The organism is Streptomyces sp. NPDC051214 (assembly GCF_040682375.1).
GTDB lineage: Bacteria > Actinomycetota > Actinomycetes > Streptomycetales > Streptomycetaceae > Streptomyces.
In genome coordinates this window covers 578,794-596,179 of the sequence record NZ_JBFBAT010000001.1, presented here as the reverse complement: position 1 = coordinate 596,179, position 17,386 = coordinate 578,794, and the positions used below count along the sequence as shown (strand labels likewise).

Below are 17,386 nucleotides of genomic sequence, written 5' to 3'. Positions count from 1 at the left end.
GTGTGAGAACGTGCCGAAGGGCCCGGGTGCCACATGGCACCCGGGCCCCGACGGCTGCTCGGATGTTCGGGTGTTCCGCTCAGCCGGCTCGTTCAGCCGGCTCGTTCAGCCGGCTCGCTCAGCCGTCTCGCTCAGTCACCCGCGCCCAGCCTGAAGTGGAAGATCCCCCAGGTCAGGTGCGCGTCGCGGCCGCCCGCTATCCAGTGGCCGAGCCCCTTCTTCATCTGGGCGAGGTAGTCGTGGCTGATCCTCCTGGCCAGCCCGTCCGCCTCCTGCCGCTCGGTCTCCTCGAGGACCCGCGTGTAGTGGTTCACCAACTGCTCGCGGTGCTCCTCGAAACCGCCGTCGACGGCGGTGAAGCCGAGACGGTCCAGCTCGCGTGTGTAGAAGCCGGGTGAGCCCATGTCGTCCAGGTGGATGCGGTCGAGGATCGGCTGCAGTACGTCCGTGCTGCCGCCGTCCGCCGCCGCCATCGGGTCGGTGAAGATGAGACGGCCGCCCGGCCGCAGCACCCGCGCGATCTCCTCCAGGACCCGGACCCGGTTCCCGCTGTGCAGGAAGGCGTCCTGGGACCAGATGACGTCGACGTGGTCGTCCGGGTACGGGATGTCCTCGAAGGACCCGTCCACGACCTCGATCCTGTCGGTGAGCGAGCGGGTCGCGTTCAGCTCCTTGTGGCGCTGGTTCTCCACCTCGCTGAGGTTGAGGGCGAGGACCCGGCAGCCGTACGTCTGCGCCAGATAGCGCGCCGAGCCGCCGAACCCGGAACCGAGGTCGAGCACCACGGATTCCTGGGTCAGCTGCAGCTTCGACGCCATCCGCTCGACGGTCCGCCTGCTCGCGGCCGCGATGGGCTCCACCGGGCTTTCGTACAGGCCGATGTGGATGTCCTCGCCGCCCCACACCGAGGCGTAGAAGGTGTCGGCGTCGGGTGAGTTGTAGTAGCTGCGGGCGGTGCCGACCGCGCCTTTGTACTGTCCCTCGTTCTCGGTCCGGTACTCCTTCTCCGCCACGTGCACGAAGAAGTCCGGCTGCTCACCCCGGTAGGTGTGCTGGAAGTCGCCGTAGGTCTCGATGTGCTGGAAACCCACCTCGGACATCAGCCGCCGCGTGTAGTCCTTGCGCAGCGGGAACATGTTGAGGTGGTAGATGGAGTTGTCCGGGAAGCTGTACCGCATGCGGCACAATCCCTCGTCGACATACTCCGGCTCCACGATGACGTCCTCACCGCAGTAGTAATACCTGTGCTTGCTCGTGTAGCCGTCGTCCAGGACCGCGTCGTAATTGCGCTGGTCCAAGATGAGAATTCCGTCGTGCTTGAGCATCGCGTAGAACTCGGCCAGTGCCTTGCGCCGGTCCCGCTCCGAGAAGAGATGGGTGAAGGAGTTGCCGAGGCACACGATGGCGTCGTACTCCCCGTGGACGTCTCTGTTGAGCCATCGCCAGTCCGCCTGGACGACCCGCAGGATGTGTCCGCCCTGCTTGGTGCCGTTCTCGAACGCCCTCGCCAGCATCTCCGCGCTGCCGTCCGCGCTCACGGTCTCGAATCCGGCGGCCAGCAGCCGTACGGAATGGAATCCCGTGCCCGTCGCGACGTCGAGCACGCTCCTCACCCCCCACTTGTGCAGCAGGTCGATGAAGAAGTTCCCTTCGCTCTCCTCTCTCTTCTCCCAATCGATGAGGGAGTCCCACTTCTCGACGAAGCTGGGGACGTACTCCTCCGTGTAGTGCCCGGTTTCGCGTACTTCGACAGGGTTGTCGCCGAACTCTTGAGCCGGTTGCACGATGATGGGGACCCTTCAGCCTTGAGGAATCCTGCCCGGCGCGGCAGCCCAGGCAGGCACATGCCGCAGGCCTGGGGAACCGCGTGGTGTGAGCGCATTGCTATCCAAGACTGAGGGGTCTGATGCCTCCAAAGTTCGTATACGGAGCCGGAGTTGGGCCCGACAGCGGCCTTGGCCAGCGGCTTTCCCGCCGCAAGATTGTTTGCGGTGGTGGGGGCTGAGCGGCTGCAGTGCCTAGCAGGTGCCGTCCGACACCTTGAGGCCGGTGTTCGCTCCCGCGGTTCTGCCCAAGACGGCCGGTACGCAGGCGGCGCTGTCGAGCTTGTGCGCGTAAGGGATGGTCACCGTCGTGTTGGACGTCGGGTTCGGGCCCGCCGGCTTGTACTCGTCGTCGGCGGGGGACCAGGTCACCTTGGCGAAGGTGTTGCCGCTGACCTGCCAGGAGCCGGCCGCGTCGGTGTAGAAGGTGCCCAGGACGTCCTTGGAGTCCTTGAAGTAGTTGTTGTCCACCTTGGCCTTGGCCCCGGCGCGGGAATTGATGCCGGACTCGTGCAGGCCCACGTAGTAGTTGTTGTAGATGTGGGCCGTGCCGCCGCGGAGCAGGGGCGTGCGGGAGTCGATGTTCTCGTACTTGTTGTGGTCGTAGGTGACGTAGCCGTTCGAGACGTCGCTCTCGCTGGACCCGACCAGGCCGCCGCGCCCGGAGTTGCGCAGGATGCTGTACGAGAGGGTCACGTACTGCGTGTTGTTCTTCATGTCGAAGAGGCCGTCGAAGCCCTCCGACTCCCCGCCCGACGCCTCCAGGGTCGTGTGGTCGACCCAGACGTTGCGGACGTCGCTCTCCATGCCGATGGCGTCGCCGCCGTTGGACGTGGGGGAGCCGGACTTCTTGACGTTCTTGACGGTCACGTTCTGGATGATGATGTTGCTGGAATCCCTGATGTGGATGCCCAGCTGGTCGAAGACGGCGCCACTGCCGACACCGACGATCGTGACGTTGCTGATCTGCTTGAGCTCGATCACCCCGGCGGCGGTGTTGCAGCTGCTGCCCGACACCTTCGAGGTGTTGCCGTGGTTGATCGTCCCCTGCACCTCGATGGTGATCGGGGTGTCGTCGGCGGCCCGGGTGCACAGCGCCGTGTGGATGGCGGTGCCCGTCGTGGCCCGCACCGTCTTCCCGCCCGCGCCGCCGGTGGTCCCGCCGTTCTGCGAGGCGTAGCCGGTGGCGCTGCCGACCGCGGCCGAGGCCCCGGGCCGCGCGGAGGCGTCCGTCTGCGCGGCGGCCTCCGGCAGCGTGAGCGCCGCGCCGGTCGCGGCCGTGGCGACCAGCGTGGCCAGCGTGACGTGCAGTCTTCGTGAACGTGCTCGGCTCATGGTCGGCTCCCTGTTCGTCATGGAATCCCGGTGTGGAATCCCGGGTGTCGCTGTCCCGTACGCCCTAGTCGTCGCGGCGGGACCCGAGGTTGCCGCCTTGTCGCCGCGTTCTGCGCGCGATGTGCCGACCGGGCTCGCGCCGTGGGATGAGCGGGGGGTGAGCGTGGGCACCGACGCCGCGTCCGGGGTTCTTGGGGCAGGTGGGAGGATGTACGGCATGGATATTCGAGCCAGGAACAATGTGACGGTCACGGGGCCGGCCGACGGGCCCGCGGTGGTCCTCGCGCACGGCTTCGGCTGCGACCAGAACATGTGGCGGCTGGCCGTGCCTGCCCTGGCGGAGCGGCACCGCGTGGTGCTCTTCGACTACGTCGGCTCCGGCGGCTCGGATCTGTCGGCCTGGAGCCAGGAGCGGTACGCGTCACTCGACGGTTACGCCCAGGACGTGGTCGACGTCTGTGCGGAACTCGGACTCGAGCAGGCGGTCTTCGTCGGGCATTCCGTCAGCGCCATGGTCGGGGTGCTCGCCGCCCGGACGGCACCCGAGCGCATCGGGTCGCTGGTGATGGTGGCGCCCTCCCCCCGCTACATCGACGACGACGGCTACCGGGGCGGCTTCACCGCGGAGGACATCGACGAGCTGCTGTCCTCGCTCGACTCGAACTACCTGGGCTGGTCGTCCACGATGGCACCGGTGATCATGGGCAATCCGGAGCGGCCGGAGCTGGGTCAGGAACTGACCAACAGCTTCTGCGCCACCGACCCGGACATCGCCCGGGTCTTCGCCCGCACCACGTTCCTGTCCGACAGCCGCGAGGACCTGAAGAGCGTGACGGTGCCGACCCTGGTGCTCGAATGCTCCCAGGACATGATCGCGCCGCGTGAGGTCGGCGCGTATGTGCACGCCGCGATCCCCTCGTCCCGCCTGGTCACCCTGGACGCCACCGGGCACTGCCCGCAGCTGAGCGCGCCGGAGGCCACCAACGAAGCCATACTCGACTTCCTGGGGGCCTTGCGTTGATGAGCCTCGGAGGCGACGAGCCGGAGCCGGCCGAGATCGGGGACGCCGCGGGAACGAACGCCGCGTTCACCGCGCTGCTCGAGGACAGTGCCGAGGACCTGTACGAGACGGCTCCCTGCGGTTATCTGTCGACGCTGATGGACGGAACCATCGCCAAGGTCAACACCACCCTGCTCGACTGGCTCGGCCTGGAGCGCGAGGCCGTGGTGGGGCAGGTCCGCTTCGCCGATCTCCTCACCGTCGGCGGGAAGCTCTACCACGAGACGCACTTCGCACCGCTGCTGCGCATGCAGGGCGAGCTGCGCGGCATCGCGCTGGAGATGAAGGGTGCCGACGGGAGCCGGCTGCCGGTGATGGTCTCCTCCGTGGTCAAGCACGGCAGTGAGGGGGACCCGCTGCTGATCCGCACGACGCTCTCCGACGCCTCCGACCGGCGCGCCTACGAGCAGGAACTCCTGCGCCGCCGCGAGGAATCCGAGCGGGCGCGTGCCGAGGCCGAGCGGGCGCGCGCGGAGGCGGAGGAGGCCCGCCGGCAGGCCGAGGCCGACCGGCAGCGCCTCGCCGACTCGCTCTCCGTGCTGCAGCAGTCCCTCGTGCCCTCCTCGCTGCCCGCCGTGCCGGGGCTCGAAGCCGCCGTCTACTACCACACGGCCTCTCCGGACCGCCTCGGCGGCGACTTCTACGACCTGTTCGCCCTGGGCGACGGCCGGTGGGCCTTCTTCCTCGGGGACGTGTGCGGCAAGGGCCCCCAGGCGGCGTCGCTCACCTCCCTCACGCGGTACACGCTGCGGGCCGCGGCCCTGCACGATCCCGAGCCCGCCGCGGCCCTGGCCACGCTCAACTCCGTCCTCCAGGAGCGCTACGGAGCCAGCGGCGACCCCCGCTACTGCACGGTGATCTTCGGCGTCGTCCAGCCGGGCGCCGAAGACGGGGACATCACCGTGCGCCTCGCCTCCGGGGGACACCCGCCGGCGCTTGTCCTACGGGCCGACGGCACCGCCGACTACCTCCCGACTCCCGGGGGTTTGCTCGTCGGCGTCGTTCCCGAGGCCCGGTTCGCCACCGCGGAGACCACGCTCGCCGCCGGTGACACGCTGTTGCTCTACACCGACGGACTCACCGAGGCCCGTACCGGCTCCTCTCGGCGGAGCCTCTTCGGCGACGACGCCCTCCAGGCCTTCGCCGCCGAACACGCACCCAGCACACCCCACGAGATGATCGCCGCGCTGACCGGGCTCCTGGAGAGCTTCGGTGACGGCCTGGACGACGACACCGCACTGCTCGCACTGGGCGTCCCCACCGCCCACCCGGCAACGGATGACGCACGATGAGCCCTCTGAACATCACCTACCGCAGCACTGCCACCGGCCCCGTCCTGCACGTGGTCGGCGAACTCGACTACGAGCGGGCCACCGCCCTGCGCGAACAGGTCGACTGCCTGGCCCTGACCCGGGGCCAGAACCTGGTCATCGACCTGTCCCGCCTGGAGTTCTGCGACTCCACCGGCATCAGCGTCCTGCTCGCGGCCCGCCTCCGCGCCCAGGCCGCCGAGGCCGAGCTGATCCTGGTCGGCATCCCCGCCAACACGCTGCGCATCCTGCGGATCGTCGGCCTGGACCAGGTCTTCACCATCCAACCCGCGAGCGAGACCGCGAGCGAGACCGCCTGAGCGGTACGGGCAGCCCGTCGGGTCAGGGCAGCTGTGCGGGGCAGAGGCGGTGCGGCTTCGGGTCGCCCTTGAGCCTGGCCTCCGCGCAGCCGCCCGGCAGCGACCCGTACGCCTTCTTGCCGAAGTTGGCCGTCACCGTCAGCTTGCCGTCGCCGAACTGCGAGCGCTGCACCGTCCCGTCAGCGGTGAGCCGCCGGTAGTCGGTCATCCGCTCGGTGCCCGCGGCCTGGTGCAGGGGTGCGAACTGGCGTTGCAGCGCGGCCATTTCCTTGCCCGTGGACGTCAAGTTCTTGTCCCCGAGCGTGAAGTTGAGCGGGGTGTTGTAGAGAGCGGACATCAGCGCTCGGTCGGTTTTCTGTTCCGGGAGTTTGTTGTACGGCATTTCCCAGCGGTCGGTGTTGATGACGGAACCGTGCAGCGCGGTCTCGTACAGGGGGACGCGATAGCGCGGGTCGTACATCGCCTTTGCCAGCGCGGGCGGCAGTGCGGCCTCCTTGAAGAAGAACGCGGGCTCGCCCTGCGGTGCGTAGCCGCCCCACTTCTCCTTGTCCTTCTCCAGCTTCCACAAGCCGTCGGCGACCGGGGTCTGGCCGCCGTGGTTGAAGGCGAGCACGGGAGCGGCCCAGGCGCCCGCCGATTCCGAGCCGAGGACGAACTTGTCGTCGGAGGCCAGTTTCCGCATGCGCTCCAGGCGGTTGGCGCGGTCTTGCTTCTTGTTCATGCGGTGGCCCTCGCTGCTGTCGGTGAACAGTTCACCCGCCGCGTCGACGTCCAGGAAATAGCTGTCGGCGCCATTGGCCGTGATCTTCTTCGCCCGGTCGGCCAGGTAATGCTTGGTGGGCTCGGCCTGCTGGAAGGCCTGGGTGCTGACATAGCAGCCGCGGCCGCCGAAGCCTTCCTTGATCTCGCCCTTCCAGTTCCTCACGCAGAAGTCCGGGTAGACCGCGTCAGGCCATTTCGACGACGGATTGTCGGCGGTTTCGGAGGGCTGGCCGTTGGCCCAGGAGTCGTAGGGGCCGACCAGATAGCCGTTTCGCTTCGCTGCCCGCACGGCCTGCTCGTCCATCGGCTGGTCGTCCGCGTCATAGCCGAGCCAGAGCCGCGAGACGCCGAGCTTGTGCAGTTCGTTCACGCCCTTCGCGGTGCGTGCGCTGCCCCAGGCGTAGGCGTGCACGGCCCCCAACAGGCGTTTCACTCCCGGGTTTTCGCGGATCTTCTGCTTCAGCGAGCGCAGCTTGCCGTGCTCGTCCAGGTAGGCGCGGTAGTCGGTGGCCGAGGAGACCGGGGACGCGTCGGTGAGGGAGAAGTGCACCGTGTAGTCGCGGGTCCGCTCGCGCCGCGAGAACTCGTGCCGCGCGGTCGAGCCGATCCGCCCGTCCTTCGACGCGAAGGCGAGCGACGTGCCGACCTCCTCCGGCACGATGTAGCCGACACCGTGCCCACCCTGGGTGTAGCCCCAGGCCGGAAGGGTGAGGCCGCCCGAGAGTTCGGCCTCCGAGTCCTTGAGACCGGCCTCGCCGGAGTTCCAGAAGTTGTCGCTCACCGGGACCCGCAGGCCCTCGCCGCGCGGGATCTGCAGGGCCGCGCCCGCGCCGGGCGTCGTCCTGGGCCAGGACAGGTTCTGGTCGGCCGCGGAGTGCACCGTCATGCGCAGGCGGCCCCGCTCGCTCCTCGCCGTGACGGTGAGCTTCTTGTCGGGGTACGACCAGTGGGCCGTGCCGCCGTCCACGGTCACCTTGCCCGGCTTGCCGAGCCGCTGTCCCGCCGCGCCGGACACCGGGAGCGTGGCCCCGTCGCCGGTCCGCCCCGTGACGCGCAGCGTCCCGGTGTCCACGCGCGCGGTGCCGCCCCGCACGCTGAAGTCCACTGTGGCGCCGTGCACTTGAGGCGGCGCCGACGCCCTGCCGCCCCCGGCCGGCGACTCGGCCATGGCCAGGTAACCCGCCGACGCCGTCCCGGCGGTCAGCGCCACGGCCACGGCGATGCCGTACGTACGGAGGCGTCGCCGACGCCGCGCACCCGCGACGTCACTGTGCCGGGCTCCCTGGGGCTGACTGCTGCTGTTCATCGCGTAGTTCACGGGGGACAGCGTCGGCGGTGAGCCTAAGAACTTATTAAGAACGTTTCCCCGACCGGCGCATGGCGGATTTTCGGCATCTTCTGGCAGATTCTCGGAAGTGCGACACGACCTTCGGCGCCGACGATGACGGGGTGCGAAGAAATACGTCCATCACTCTGCTGTCCGCCGGGCACGCCTGCGTCGACCTGTACCAAGGCGCCGTGGCGTCCCTGGTGCCGTTCTTCGTCGCCGAGCGCGCCTACAGCTACGCCGCCGTCTCCGGCATCGTGCTCGCCGCCTCGCTGTTGTCGTCGGTGGCGCAACCGCTGTTCGGCATCCTCACCGACCGCCGGTCGATGCCGTGGCTGCTCCCGGCCAGCACGCTGCTCGGCGGTCTGGGCATCGCCTTGAGCGGGGTGAGCGGCTCGTACGGGCTGACCCTCGTGTTCGTGGCCGTGTCCGGGGTGGGCGTGGCCGCCTATCACCCCGAGTCGGCGCGGGTGGCCCGGCTGGCGAGCGGGGGCAGTCACCGAGGAATGGGGTGGTTCTCGCTCGGCGGGAATCTCGGCTTCGCGGTCGCCCCGCTCCTGGTCACCGCCGTCGTCACCGCGGGAGGCCTGCGGCTGACTCCGCTGCTCGTCCTGCCGGCGCTCGTCGGCGCCGTACTGTGCCTGCCCGTGCTGCGTGCGCTGGAGCGGCAGCGAGAGACCGCCGGGGACAGTGCCGGTACGGCGGTGGCGGCGGCGCAGGACGACAAGGCGTCGTTCGTGAAGCTGTCGCTGGCCGTGGTGTGCCGGTCGATCGTCTTCATCGGCCTGAGCACCTTCATCTCCTTGCTCGGCAAGGAGCGCATGGGCGGCAGCACGGCCGCGGGCACGGCGGCGCTGTTCGTGCTGTACCTCGGTGGCGCGGTGGGCTCGGTCCTCGGCGGCGCGCTGGCCGAGCGCTGGGGCCGGGTCACCGTCGCGCGCTGGTCTTACCTGCTCACGGTGGGATGTGTCGCGGGTGTGGTGTTCGTGCCCGGTCCCGCCTTCTACGTGTGCGTGGCGCTGACCTCGGCGGGCCTGTACGTCCCGTTCTCGCTGCAGGTCACGCTCGGGCAGGACTACCTGCCCTCCCGCGTCGGCACCGCGAGCGGGATCACGCTCGGTCTGACCGTCAGCATCGGTGGCCTGGTGAGCCCTTTGATCGGCGGCCTCGCCGACGCGACATCCCTGCGGAGCGCCTTGGCGCCCCTGGTCCTCATGCCCGTACTGAGCTGGTTCCTGTTCCGCACCCTGCCCGAACCCGAACCCACCGTGCCGCAACCCGTGGGCACGGCCCGCTGACGAGGGGAGGGGCCCCGGATGCACCGGAGCCCCTCCACGTCCCGACGAGCCGCTCGGCATCGACGAACGCCCGCAACTGGTTGAGGGTCACGCGGCGCCTCCCTTCGGGGCGGATACCGGGAGGCGGCTGTTGCGAGGCCGTGGAGCGGCGGGGCGGGAGGTTGTTCTGTGCATACCCGCACCTTAGGAAAGGGCGGGACGGCGGCGAAGCCGGCGGGTGCCGCGCTCTCACCAGCCCGTGAACAGCAGGTGATTCACCAGGAGCGCCAGTACGGCCTGCGCGGCGAGCCAGTGGCGCCGGCCGGCCTTCGGCAGGGACGCGGTCGCCGCGAGCAGGAACGTGGCGAACGGCAGCCAGATGCGTTCCGTCTCCGCCTTGCTCATGCCCGACAGGTCGGCGGCAAGCAGCGCCAGCAGGGCGGCCAGGACGAGGGCGGTCAGCCGGTCGGCGGGTGTGGTGCGCCCGCTCCACAAGCGACGGACGGTATCGGGTGCCGCCCTCACCGTCCTGCGCAGGCCCGCGACCGTCGCGAGGCCCACGACGAGCACCGTGCAGGCGAGGTTGGCCCAGACGAAGTAGGCGTACGGCCTGATGCCGCCCGCCCCCTGGTGGTAGCGCTCGACGAGCAGGCGGTACGCCTCCCACCAGTCGAAGCCCGCCAGAGTGAAGACGAGCGGGGCCACCGCCGCCCCCGCCAGGAAGAACGGCAGGGGACGTGGGGTGCGGGTGATCAGCAGGACGGCCGCGGCGACGAGCGCGAAGAGCGTCAGGCCGTACGAGAGGTAGCAGATGAGGCCGAACAGAAGGCCGGAGCCGAGTGCCGCGGCGGCGGGCGAGCGGGCTTCGCGCGTCGCCGCAAGCGCGAGCAGGGCGACCATCCAGGCGGTCACGGCGGCGAAATAGCCGTCCGCCGAGGCGCCGACCCAGATCGCTGACGGCGCCAGAACGAGGAACGGCGCCGCACGGCGGGCCACCGCCTCGTCGGCCAGAGCGCGCAGGGTGATCAGGACGGCCGCCACGGCGGTGCCGCCCACCGTGATGCAGAAGGCTCCGGCCCAGGCGCCGCCCCCGAGGCCGACGCGGTCGAGGAGGACGAAGGTGAGGGTGGCGCCGGGCGGATGGCCCGCGGTGTGGGCGGGCCAGTGACCGGGGGAGTCGATGAGGATGTGCCGGGTGAAGTCCCGCAGCGTCGCGGGGATGTCCTCGAAGCGGTCGATGACCTGGAGGTATTCGTACTTGGTGGTGAGCCGCGCGGCCACGCCCCGGTGCCAGCCGTCGATCAGCGCGAGCGACCAGATCCAGGCCGTCGAAGCGGTCCATGCGGACAGGAGCAGCGCCCGCCAGGAGAGCCGGGCGGCGAGGACGGGGGCGTACGCGATCACCGCGACGGCGACCGCGAGCGCGGCGGGGGTGCCGGGCCCGATGTGCGGATCCCATCGGGCGTACAGGGGCGGCCAGTTGAGGTGCAGGGTGCCGTCCGCGTGCTCGATCGACGTGCCGACGACGACGGCCGCGGCGACGAGCAGCGCCGCGATGCCGGCAGCGGCCAGGTCACGGCGGCGGCCGGTGCGTTCCGTGGTGCTCACGTCTGCACCGTAGGCGCAGGTGGCGGGAGTGAACGGGCCCGGCGGCACGACGTCAGCGTTTCGTCATGAGTCGCGGGCCCGTTCGGCCACATGGTCCGGCTTACGGTCGCTCCATGCCCCGTAGCTCCGTGCCTCGTAGCTCCTTGTCTCGTCACTCCGTGCCCCCAGCGTCACGCGTCCCCTCTCCCTCCGACCCCGGTTTCTGGCGCAGTCCGCTGCGCGGGCCGTGGCTCACCTCGGTGCTCGGCGTCATCCTGCTCGTCGGCGTCACCGTGCTGTTCGTCACCGGTCTGCTGTCGTACGCGGCGTACAACCCGGACCTGTCACCCGTCAACGACAAGACACCCGACAAGGGGCTCCTCGGCTTCTACCTCTTCGACTGGCCGACCGACCCGCACTGGCTCTACCGCCTCAACCAGGGCCTGCACGTCACGGTCGGCATCACGCTGATCCCGGTGCTGCTCGCGAAGCTGTGGTCGGTGATCCCGAAGCTCTTCGCGCTGCCCCCGGCGCGGTCGGTGGGGCACGCCCTCGAGCGGGTGTCGCTGCTCCTGCTGGTCGGAGGCGCGCTGTTCGAGTTTGTCACCGGTGTCCTCAACGTCCAGTTGGAGTACCTCTTCCCCGGGTCGTTCTATCCGCTGCACTTCTACGGCGCCTGGGTGTTCTTCGGCGCGTTCGTGGCCCACGTGGTGCTGCGTCTCCCTCAAGTCGTACGGGTGCTGCGGGAGCGGGGGTGGCGCGAGCAGGTACGTGATCCGCGTGCGGAGCCCGCCGACGCGGAGGGCCTGGTCGCGCCCGCGCCCGCCGAGCCCACCGTGACGCGGCGGGGAGCGCTCGGCATGGTCGGTGCGGGGTCCGCCCTGCTGTTCGTGACGACGGCGGGGCAGAACGTGGACGGGCCCCTGCGCCGCACCGCCCTGTTCGCCCCGCACGGCGGCGGTGATCCTGGGAGCGGGCCGAACGGCTTCCAGATCAACAAGACGGCTGCGAAGGTGGGGGTCGGGCGACGGGACAGGGGTGAGGGGTGGCGGCTGTCCGTCGGCGGCCCACGGGGAGAGGTCAGGCTGTCCCGCGACGACCTGCTTCAACTCCCGCTGCACAGTGCTGCGTTGCCCATCGCGTGCGTGGAGGGGTGGTCGACGTCGGACCAGTGGTGGCGTGGGGTGCGGCTGCGTGACCTCGCGGCGCTCGCCGGGTACGAGGAGGACCCTCCGGGGGTGTTCGTGGAGTCCCTGCAGCGGCACGGGGCCTTCCGCAAGGCCGCGTTGCGCGACAACCAGGTCCGCGACCCGCGCTCCCTCCTCGCGCTGCGGGTGAACGGCGAGGATCTGTCGCCGGACCACGGCTATCCGGCACGGATCATCGTTCCGGCCGCGCCAGGAGTGCTCAACACCAAATGGGTGTCCCGCCTGACTTTCGGGGAGCTGTGATGAGCGGTTTCGTGGGTCGACTGCGGCGGTGGTACGGCGAGGGCCCGCTGCAACTCCTCGTACTGCTGGCCTCGTTCGCGCTCGCGGGGTACGCGGGGGTGCGCCTGCTGGAGGGCGACTGGCCAATGGTCGTCCTCTGGTTCGTCGGCGCGGCGCTGGTGCACGATCTGCTGTTCGTGCCCGCCTACGCGCTCGCCGACCGTGCCCTGCGGGCGGCTGCGGGGCGCCGGGAGCGCGGGGGGTGGGTCAACTTCGTACGGGTGCCGGCGTTCCTGTCCGGGCTGCTGTTGCTGGTGTGGTTCCCGCTCATCACCGGGCGGGTGGAGCGTTATGAGTCCGCGACCGGGCTCTCTGCTGATGCCTTCCTGACACGGTGGCTGATCGTCACGGCCGCGTTGTTCGCGGGGTCCGCTCTGTGCCGAGTGCTTCAGGTGCGACGAGGGCGGCGCAGCGCCAGGAAGGAACGGCCGTCGGTGGTCCACTGAGCGGCCGGGCTCCAGCCGCGCGGACGGGCGTGCCGCAGCAGGGCGGGGGTGCCGAGGCGGGCCCAGGGGAAGGATTCGCCGGGGGCGCGGTGCCCGTCGTCGACGTGCACTTCGACCCGTTCGTCGACGTCCACCGGTACGGTCTCGGCGATCAACAGCCCCCCGGGCGCGAGAAGTTGATTTACGCGCGCGAGCAGGGCGCCGGGGTCTCCACCGATCCCAAGATTGCCGTCCATGAGCAGGGCGGTACCCCAGCGGCCTTCGCCGGGAAGCGCGTCGAAGACGGAACGGAGCAGTGCGGTGCCGCCGAGCCGAAGCGTGTGGTCGACGGCTGCCTGGCTGACGTCGACGCCCAGGACGCGGTGGCCCAGGGCCGCGGCCCCGGCCACGAGGCGGCCGGGCCCGCAGCCGATGTCAAGGACGCTGCCTTCGCAGAGGCGCAACGCGGAGAGATCCGCGCCATCGGCACTGGCGCACCAACGCTCGACGTCGAGCGGCAACAACCACCCGTCACTACGGCGCAGGAAGAGGGGGCCGTGGCCGTTGCGCAGGGCGTTGGTGTACGGGTCGGCACGCCAGGGCGTGGGTGGGGTCGCGGGCGGGGTTGCTGCGTCGCGAAGGCCGGTGTCCGGGGGCGCTGAGCTCATTGGCTGCTGCCGGGGTGTGTGTGGCCGGCTGGGGCGCCCAGGCGGGTGAGGGTTGCGGCGAACCGGCTGCCGGGTGCGGTCGCGGCGACCTTTGCGGCGTCGTGGGCTGTTTCGATGTCGGGGAGGGCGTTGGGGTGGGGGTCTGCGTGCCGGGGCGTGAGCGGGGTTGTTGTGTCGCGTTGGCCGGTGTTCGGCGGTGCTGCGTTCATTGGCTGTCGCTGGGGCGCGTGTGTCTGGGTGCCCGGTGCGGCCGCGGCGATGACCTTTCCGGCGGAGTGGGCTGTTTCGATGTCGCGCAGGGTGGTGGTGTGGGGGTCGGCATGCCAGGGAGTGGGCGGGGTTGTTGTGTCGCGGAGGCCTGTGTTCGGCGGTGCTGTGTTCATCGGCTGCCGCCGAGGCCTGTGTGGCCGGCTGCTGTGGTGAGGCGGGTGAGTGTGGTGGCGAAGTGGCTGCTTGGGGCGGTTGCGGCGACGCGTACGGCGTCGTCGGCTGTGTCGACGTCGCGGAGTGTGGGCAGGTTGCGGACCCTCAGGCCGGCGTCGGTGAGCCGGGCCCGTTGGAGGGTGCCGGTGTTGGCGCGCGACATTGGGACGCCGCGCAGCAGGCTTGGGTCGGGCTCGGCCAGGCCTAGCGCCCAGAATCCGCCGTCGACGGCGGGGCCGAACCAGGCGTCGCAGTCCTGCCAGGCCTCGGGGCCGAGGGCAGGGGCGAGCAGGCCCGGCGTGACCTGCGGGGTGTCCATGCCGATCAGGAGGGCCGGCTCGGTACACCCCGCGAAGGCCGCGGCGAGCCGTTCGTCCAGGCTTCCCGCGCACTGCGGGACCACCTCGATTCCGGCGGGGACCCAGGGCCCCGGCTGCCCGGCAAGCACCAGGACACGCCGGCGTGCGGGCGCCGCCAGCACAGCGTCGAGAGTGTCGGCGAGCGAGGCAGCGGCCAGCTCGGCGGCTTCGTCGGGGGTGTAAGGCGGGGTGAGGCGGGTCTTCACGCGTCCGGGGAGCGGTTCCTTGGCGATGACAAGGAGGGTCGTCTGGTGGGCGGTCATTTGGCGCCGCCCGGTGTGTGCTCGCTGCTCCTCGCGGGGGCCGGTCGTGGGGGTTCTGCCAGTACCGAGCGCATGTCGTGTACCGCTTGCCACGTCCCGCGCCATGTCCCGGTGACCTTCGACCTGCCCTCGCGCGGCAGGTACGGAACGTCCCGTTCCTCGATCCGCCAGCCCGCGTCGGCCGCGCGCACGATCATCTGGAGCGGGTAACCGCTGCGGCGGTCGGTCAGGGCGAGCCCCAGCAGATCCTCGCGCCGCGCCGCCCGCATCGGGCCCACGTCATGCAGCCGTACGCCGGTACGCCGCCGCAGCATCCGAGCGAGCGCCAAGTTGCCCGCGCGCGCATGCGGCGGCCAGGCGCCGCGGCCCTGAGGGCGCCGCCGTCCCACGATCAGGTCGGCCGCCCCGTCCCATACCCCCCGTACGAAGGGCCGCAGCAGCCCCGGATCCAGGGAGGCGTCGCAGTCGCAGAAACACACCACGTCCGCGTCGGACGCAAGGAGACCCGCGTGGCAGGCAGCCCCGAACCCGCGCTGCGGCTCCCGCACCACCGTGGCGCCCAAGGCGCGGGCGATGTCCGCCGAACCGTCGGTGGAGCCGTTGTCGACCACGATCGCCCGCCAGCCCGCGGGGATACGCTCCAAGACCCAGGGCAGCGCCGCGGCCTCGTCGAGGCAGGGCAGGACGACGTCCACCCGAGGGGAGCGAGGGCCGGGCGGGCCGGATGGATCGGATGGGTCGGATGGGTCGGGCACGTCAGGTACGTCGGGTTCCGTGGCGGGTGAGGGGGTCATGTGACTCACCCTATGAATCCGAACCGGACAAATGGGGCTTGAGGTTCTTACGAAACGGGGACGTCGGCAACCGGGAGCCCCTCTGACCGGCCGGTCCACGCGCCGCAGGTGCGAGGCTTGCGGCATGCAGCCGCCACCAGCACCGCAGGACCACCCGCCCGCCGGGAACGCCGGGAACGCCGGGAACGCCGGTACCGCCGGGCGCGCCGGGAACACCGGCAGTGACGGGAACGCCGCTCCCGGCCCGCTCAAAGTGCTCGTCGTGGACGACGACCCGACCGTCGCCGAGGTCGTCGCGGGCTATCTGGAGCGCGGTGGCTACACGGTCGACCGCGCCGAGGACGGCCCCGGCGCGCTGGAACGTGCCGGGGTCCTCCGCCCCGACCTCGTCGTCCTCGACCTGATGCTGCCCGGCATGGACGGTCTGGAGGTGTGCCGCCGCCTGCGCGACAGGGGACCGGTGCCGGTCATCATGCTCACCGCCCGGGGCGACGAGGACGACAGGATCCTGGGCCTTGAGGTGGGGGCCGACGACTACGTCACCAAGCCGTTCAGCCCGCGCGAACTGGTCCTGCGGGTGGAGTCGGTGCTGCGGCGCAGCCGCGCCGCCGCGCGCGCTCCCGAGGGGGTCGCCACGCTGAGCGCGGCCGGCCTCCGGGTGGACCCGACGGCACGCCGCGCGACCAAGGGCGCCACCGAACTCTCCCTCACTCTCCGCGAGTTCGACCTTCTCGCCTTCCTGCTGCGCCACCCAGGGCAGGCGTTCAGTCGCGAAGAGCTGATGCGGGAAGTGTGGGGCTGGGAGTTCGGCGACCTGTCCACGGTCACGGTCCACGTACGCAGGCTGCGGGGCAAGGTCGAGGACGACCCGGCCAGGCCGCTGCTGATCCAGACCGTGTGGGGCCTGGGATACCGCCTCGATGTCCCCGACATCGAAGCTCCGCACGACCCCCGTCGTGACCGCGTACCACCCCGAGCCGAAGGCTGACCCGCATGCAGGACATCCTCCTCATCGCCCTCTTCGCCTTCCTGGGCGCCGCCAGCGCCGGACTCCTGGGCGCCCTGACGCTGCGCCTGCTGCGGCACCGCTCCCTCGTGGTGGCGATGACCGTCGTCGCGGCCGTCGCCGTGCTCGCGATGCTGGCCGGGACGCTCGCGGTGGCCTGGGAGATGTTCCTGTCGCCGCACGACCTGACCGTCGTCACCGTGGTCGTGGCGATGGCCGCCGTGGTCTCGCTCGCCACCGCGCTGCTGCTGGGCCGCTGGGTCGTCGCCCGCAGCAACGCCCTGACCCTGGCGGCCCGTTCCTTCGGCGACGGCGGAAGCTTCGCGGCCCCGCCGGAGCCCGTCAGCGCAGAACTGGCCGCACTGACAAGGGAATTGGAGTCGACCAGCGCCAAGCTCGCCGAATCCCGGGAACGCGAGCGCGCGCTGGAGCGTTCCCGGCGCGAACTGGTCGCCTGGATCTCACACGACCTGCGCACCCCGCTGGCCGGACTGCGTGCCATGTCCGAGGCCCTCGAGGACGGCGTCGCCGCCGAGCCGGACCGCTACCTGCGCCAGATCCGCACGGAGGTCGAGCGCCTCAACTCCATGGTCGGAGACCTCTTCGAGCTCTCCCGCATCCATGCGGGCGCGCTCGCCCTCTCACCGTCCCGCATCTCCGTCTACGACCTCGTGGGCGACGCGCTCGCGGGCGTCGACCCGCTGGCCCGCGAGCACCGCGTGCGGCTCGTCGGCGACAGCGTCGAGGCCGTCCCGGTGGAGGTCGACAGCAAGGAGATGAGCCGTGTCCTGGGCAACCTCCTGATCAACGCGATCCGCCGCACACCCGCCGACGGGACCGTCGCGGTGGCCGCGGAGCGCTCCCCGGACGGTGTGGTCCTGTCCGTGACCGACGGCTGCGGCGGCATCCCCGAGGAGGACCTCTCCCGCGTCTTCGACACCGGCTGGCGCGGCAGCCAGTCCCGCACACCCCCGGCAGGCGCGGGCCTCGGCCTGGCGATCGTCCGCGGCATCGTCGAGGCCCACCAGGGCCGGGCGGCCGTACGCAATGTCGCGGGCGGCTGCCGCTTCGAGGTCACGCTCCCGGCGGCGGGGACGTAGGCGGCAGCCGTCGAGAACCAGGTCGAGAACCAGGTCGAGGAGCAGGTCGAGAACCGC

14 protein-coding genes and 1 pseudogene are annotated in these 17,386 nt (G+C 70.8%); 8 read left to right on the top strand and 7 right to left on the bottom strand.

What is annotated here, in order from left to right:
* Positions 1-131: 131 nt before the first annotated feature.
* Complete coding sequence (locus AB0M70_RS02745; RefSeq protein WP_365815579.1) at positions 132-1,784, bottom strand: methyltransferase domain-containing protein; 1,653 nt, start codon at positions 1,782-1,784, stop codon at positions 132-134.
* Positions 1,785-2,021: 237 nt separating this feature from the next.
* A pseudogene (locus AB0M70_RS02740) lies at positions 2,022-3,158 on the bottom strand (polysaccharide lyase family 1 protein); the annotation flags it as partial.
* Positions 3,159-3,375: 217 nt separating this feature from the next.
* Between AB0M70_RS02740 and AB0M70_RS02735 the strand changes: the two are divergent.
* The 3 genes from AB0M70_RS02735 to AB0M70_RS02725 are packed head-to-tail and all read left to right on the top strand — an operon-like array spanning position 3,376 to position 5,848.
* On the top strand, positions 3,376-4,179 hold the full coding sequence (locus AB0M70_RS02735) for an alpha/beta hydrolase (RefSeq protein ID WP_365815577.1): 804 nt from the start codon (positions 3,376-3,378) through the stop codon (positions 4,177-4,179).
* Complete coding sequence (locus AB0M70_RS02730) at positions 4,179-5,510, top strand: SpoIIE family protein phosphatase (protein WP_365815575.1); 1,332 nt, start codon at positions 4,179-4,181, stop codon at positions 5,508-5,510. The genes AB0M70_RS02735 and AB0M70_RS02730 overlap by 1 nt, the downstream gene beginning before the upstream one ends.
* Positions 5,507-5,848 carry an STAS domain-containing protein gene (locus AB0M70_RS02725; protein WP_365815573.1) on the top strand — a complete coding sequence of 114 codons (342 nt, stop codon included), beginning with the start codon at positions 5,507-5,509 and terminating at the stop codon, positions 5,846-5,848. The genes AB0M70_RS02730 and AB0M70_RS02725 overlap by 4 nt, the downstream gene beginning before the upstream one ends.
* A gap of 22 nt (positions 5,849-5,870) precedes the next feature.
* Here the strand turns inward: AB0M70_RS02725 and AB0M70_RS02720 are convergent, their stop codons facing one another.
* Positions 5,871-7,928: a glycoside hydrolase gene (locus AB0M70_RS02720; RefSeq protein WP_365815571.1), complete on the bottom strand. Its 2,058-nt coding sequence runs from the start codon at positions 7,926-7,928 to the stop codon at positions 5,871-5,873.
* A gap of 131 nt (positions 7,929-8,059) precedes the next feature.
* On the opposite strand from AB0M70_RS02720, the gene AB0M70_RS02715 reads away from it, so the two are divergent.
* Positions 8,060-9,235: an MFS transporter gene (locus tag AB0M70_RS02715; RefSeq protein ID WP_365815569.1), complete on the top strand. Its 1,176-nt coding sequence runs from the start codon at positions 8,060-8,062 to the stop codon at positions 9,233-9,235.
* Between the two features lie 228 nt (positions 9,236-9,463).
* On the opposite strand, the gene AB0M70_RS02710 is transcribed toward AB0M70_RS02715, so the two are convergent.
* The gene (locus AB0M70_RS02710; RefSeq protein ID WP_365815567.1) at positions 9,464-10,822 is read right to left on the bottom strand and encodes a hypothetical protein; all 1,359 of its coding nucleotides are present in this window, start codon (positions 10,820-10,822) and stop codon (positions 9,464-9,466) included.
* A 113-nt stretch (positions 10,823-10,935) separates the two neighbouring features.
* Between AB0M70_RS02710 and AB0M70_RS02705 the strand changes: the two genes are divergently transcribed.
* Together AB0M70_RS02705 and AB0M70_RS02700 are read left to right on the top strand one after the other, a co-directional pair.
* Complete coding sequence (locus AB0M70_RS02705; protein ID WP_365815565.1) at positions 10,936-12,252, top strand: molybdopterin-dependent oxidoreductase; 1,317 nt, start codon at positions 10,936-10,938, stop codon at positions 12,250-12,252.
* Positions 12,252-12,737, top strand: a complete 486-nt coding sequence (locus tag AB0M70_RS02700) for a hypothetical protein (RefSeq protein ID WP_365815563.1) — start codon at positions 12,252-12,254, stop codon at positions 12,735-12,737. Before AB0M70_RS02705 ends, AB0M70_RS02700 begins: the two co-directional genes overlap by 1 nt.
* On the opposite strand, the gene AB0M70_RS02695 is transcribed toward AB0M70_RS02700, so the two are convergent.
* The 3 genes from AB0M70_RS02695 to AB0M70_RS02685 form a co-directional block, all read right to left on the bottom strand.
* Positions 12,680-13,384, bottom strand: a complete 705-nt coding sequence (locus tag AB0M70_RS02695) for a methyltransferase domain-containing protein (RefSeq protein WP_365815561.1) — start codon at positions 13,382-13,384, stop codon at positions 12,680-12,682. The genes AB0M70_RS02700 and AB0M70_RS02695 overlap by 58 nt on opposite strands.
* 379 nt (positions 13,385-13,763) lie before the next feature.
* A complete protein-coding gene (locus AB0M70_RS02690) occupies positions 13,764-14,429 on the bottom strand; it encodes a DUF2064 domain-containing protein (protein ID WP_365815559.1) in 666 nt (221 codons plus the stop codon).
* Positions 14,426-15,223, bottom strand: coding sequence for a glycosyltransferase family 2 protein (locus AB0M70_RS02685; RefSeq protein WP_365815557.1), 798 nt, complete (start codon positions 15,221-15,223; stop codon positions 14,426-14,428). The genes AB0M70_RS02690 and AB0M70_RS02685 overlap by 4 nt, the downstream gene beginning before the upstream one ends.
* Before the next feature lie 124 nt (positions 15,224-15,347).
* Here AB0M70_RS02685 and AB0M70_RS02680 point away from each other — a divergent pair, with 124 nt between their 5' ends.
* Both AB0M70_RS02680 and AB0M70_RS02675 read left to right on the top strand, forming a co-directional pair.
* Complete coding sequence (locus tag AB0M70_RS02680; protein ID WP_365815555.1) at positions 15,348-16,211, top strand: response regulator transcription factor; 864 nt, start codon at positions 15,348-15,350, stop codon at positions 16,209-16,211.
* Positions 16,212-16,216: 5 nt separating this feature from the next.
* Positions 16,217-17,329 carry a HAMP domain-containing sensor histidine kinase gene (locus AB0M70_RS02675; protein ID WP_365815553.1) on the top strand — a complete coding sequence of 371 codons (1,113 nt, stop codon included), beginning with the start codon at positions 16,217-16,219 and terminating at the stop codon, positions 17,327-17,329.
* The last annotated feature ends 57 nt before the right edge of the window (positions 17,330-17,386 follow it).

What these genes read in the sequence shown, in the direction of transcription:
- AB0M70_RS02735 (WP_365815577.1), top strand. Translation starts at nt 3,376, where the DNA reads ATGGATATTCGAGCCAGGAACAATGTGACGGTCACGGGGCCGGCCGAC.
- AB0M70_RS02730 (WP_365815575.1), top strand. Translation starts at nt 4,179, where the DNA reads ATGAGCCTCGGAGGCGACGAGCCGGAGCCGGCCGAGATCGGGGACGCC.
- AB0M70_RS02725 (WP_365815573.1), top strand. Translation starts at nt 5,507, where the DNA reads ATGAGCCCTCTGAACATCACCTACCGCAGCACTGCCACCGGCCCCGTC.
- AB0M70_RS02705 (WP_365815565.1), top strand. Translation starts at nt 10,936, where the DNA reads ATGCCCCGTAGCTCCGTGCCTCGTAGCTCCTTGTCTCGTCACTCCGTG.
- AB0M70_RS02700 (WP_365815563.1), top strand. Translation starts at nt 12,252, where the DNA reads ATGAGCGGTTTCGTGGGTCGACTGCGGCGGTGGTACGGCGAGGGCCCG.
- AB0M70_RS02695 (WP_365815561.1), bottom strand. Translation starts at nt 13,384, where the DNA reads ATGAGCTCAGCGCCCCCGGACACCGGCCTTCGCGACGCAGCAACCCCG.
- AB0M70_RS02690 (WP_365815559.1), bottom strand. Translation starts at nt 14,429, where the DNA reads ATGACCGCCCACCAGACGACCCTCCTTGTCATCGCCAAGGAACCGCTC.
- AB0M70_RS02685 (WP_365815557.1), bottom strand. Translation starts at nt 15,223, where the DNA reads ATGACCCCCTCACCCGCCACGGAACCCGACGTACCTGACGTGCCCGAC.
- AB0M70_RS02680 (WP_365815555.1), top strand. Translation starts at nt 15,348, where the DNA reads ATGCAGCCGCCACCAGCACCGCAGGACCACCCGCCCGCCGGGAACGCC.
- AB0M70_RS02675 (WP_365815553.1), top strand. Translation starts at nt 16,217, where the DNA reads ATGCAGGACATCCTCCTCATCGCCCTCTTCGCCTTCCTGGGCGCCGCC.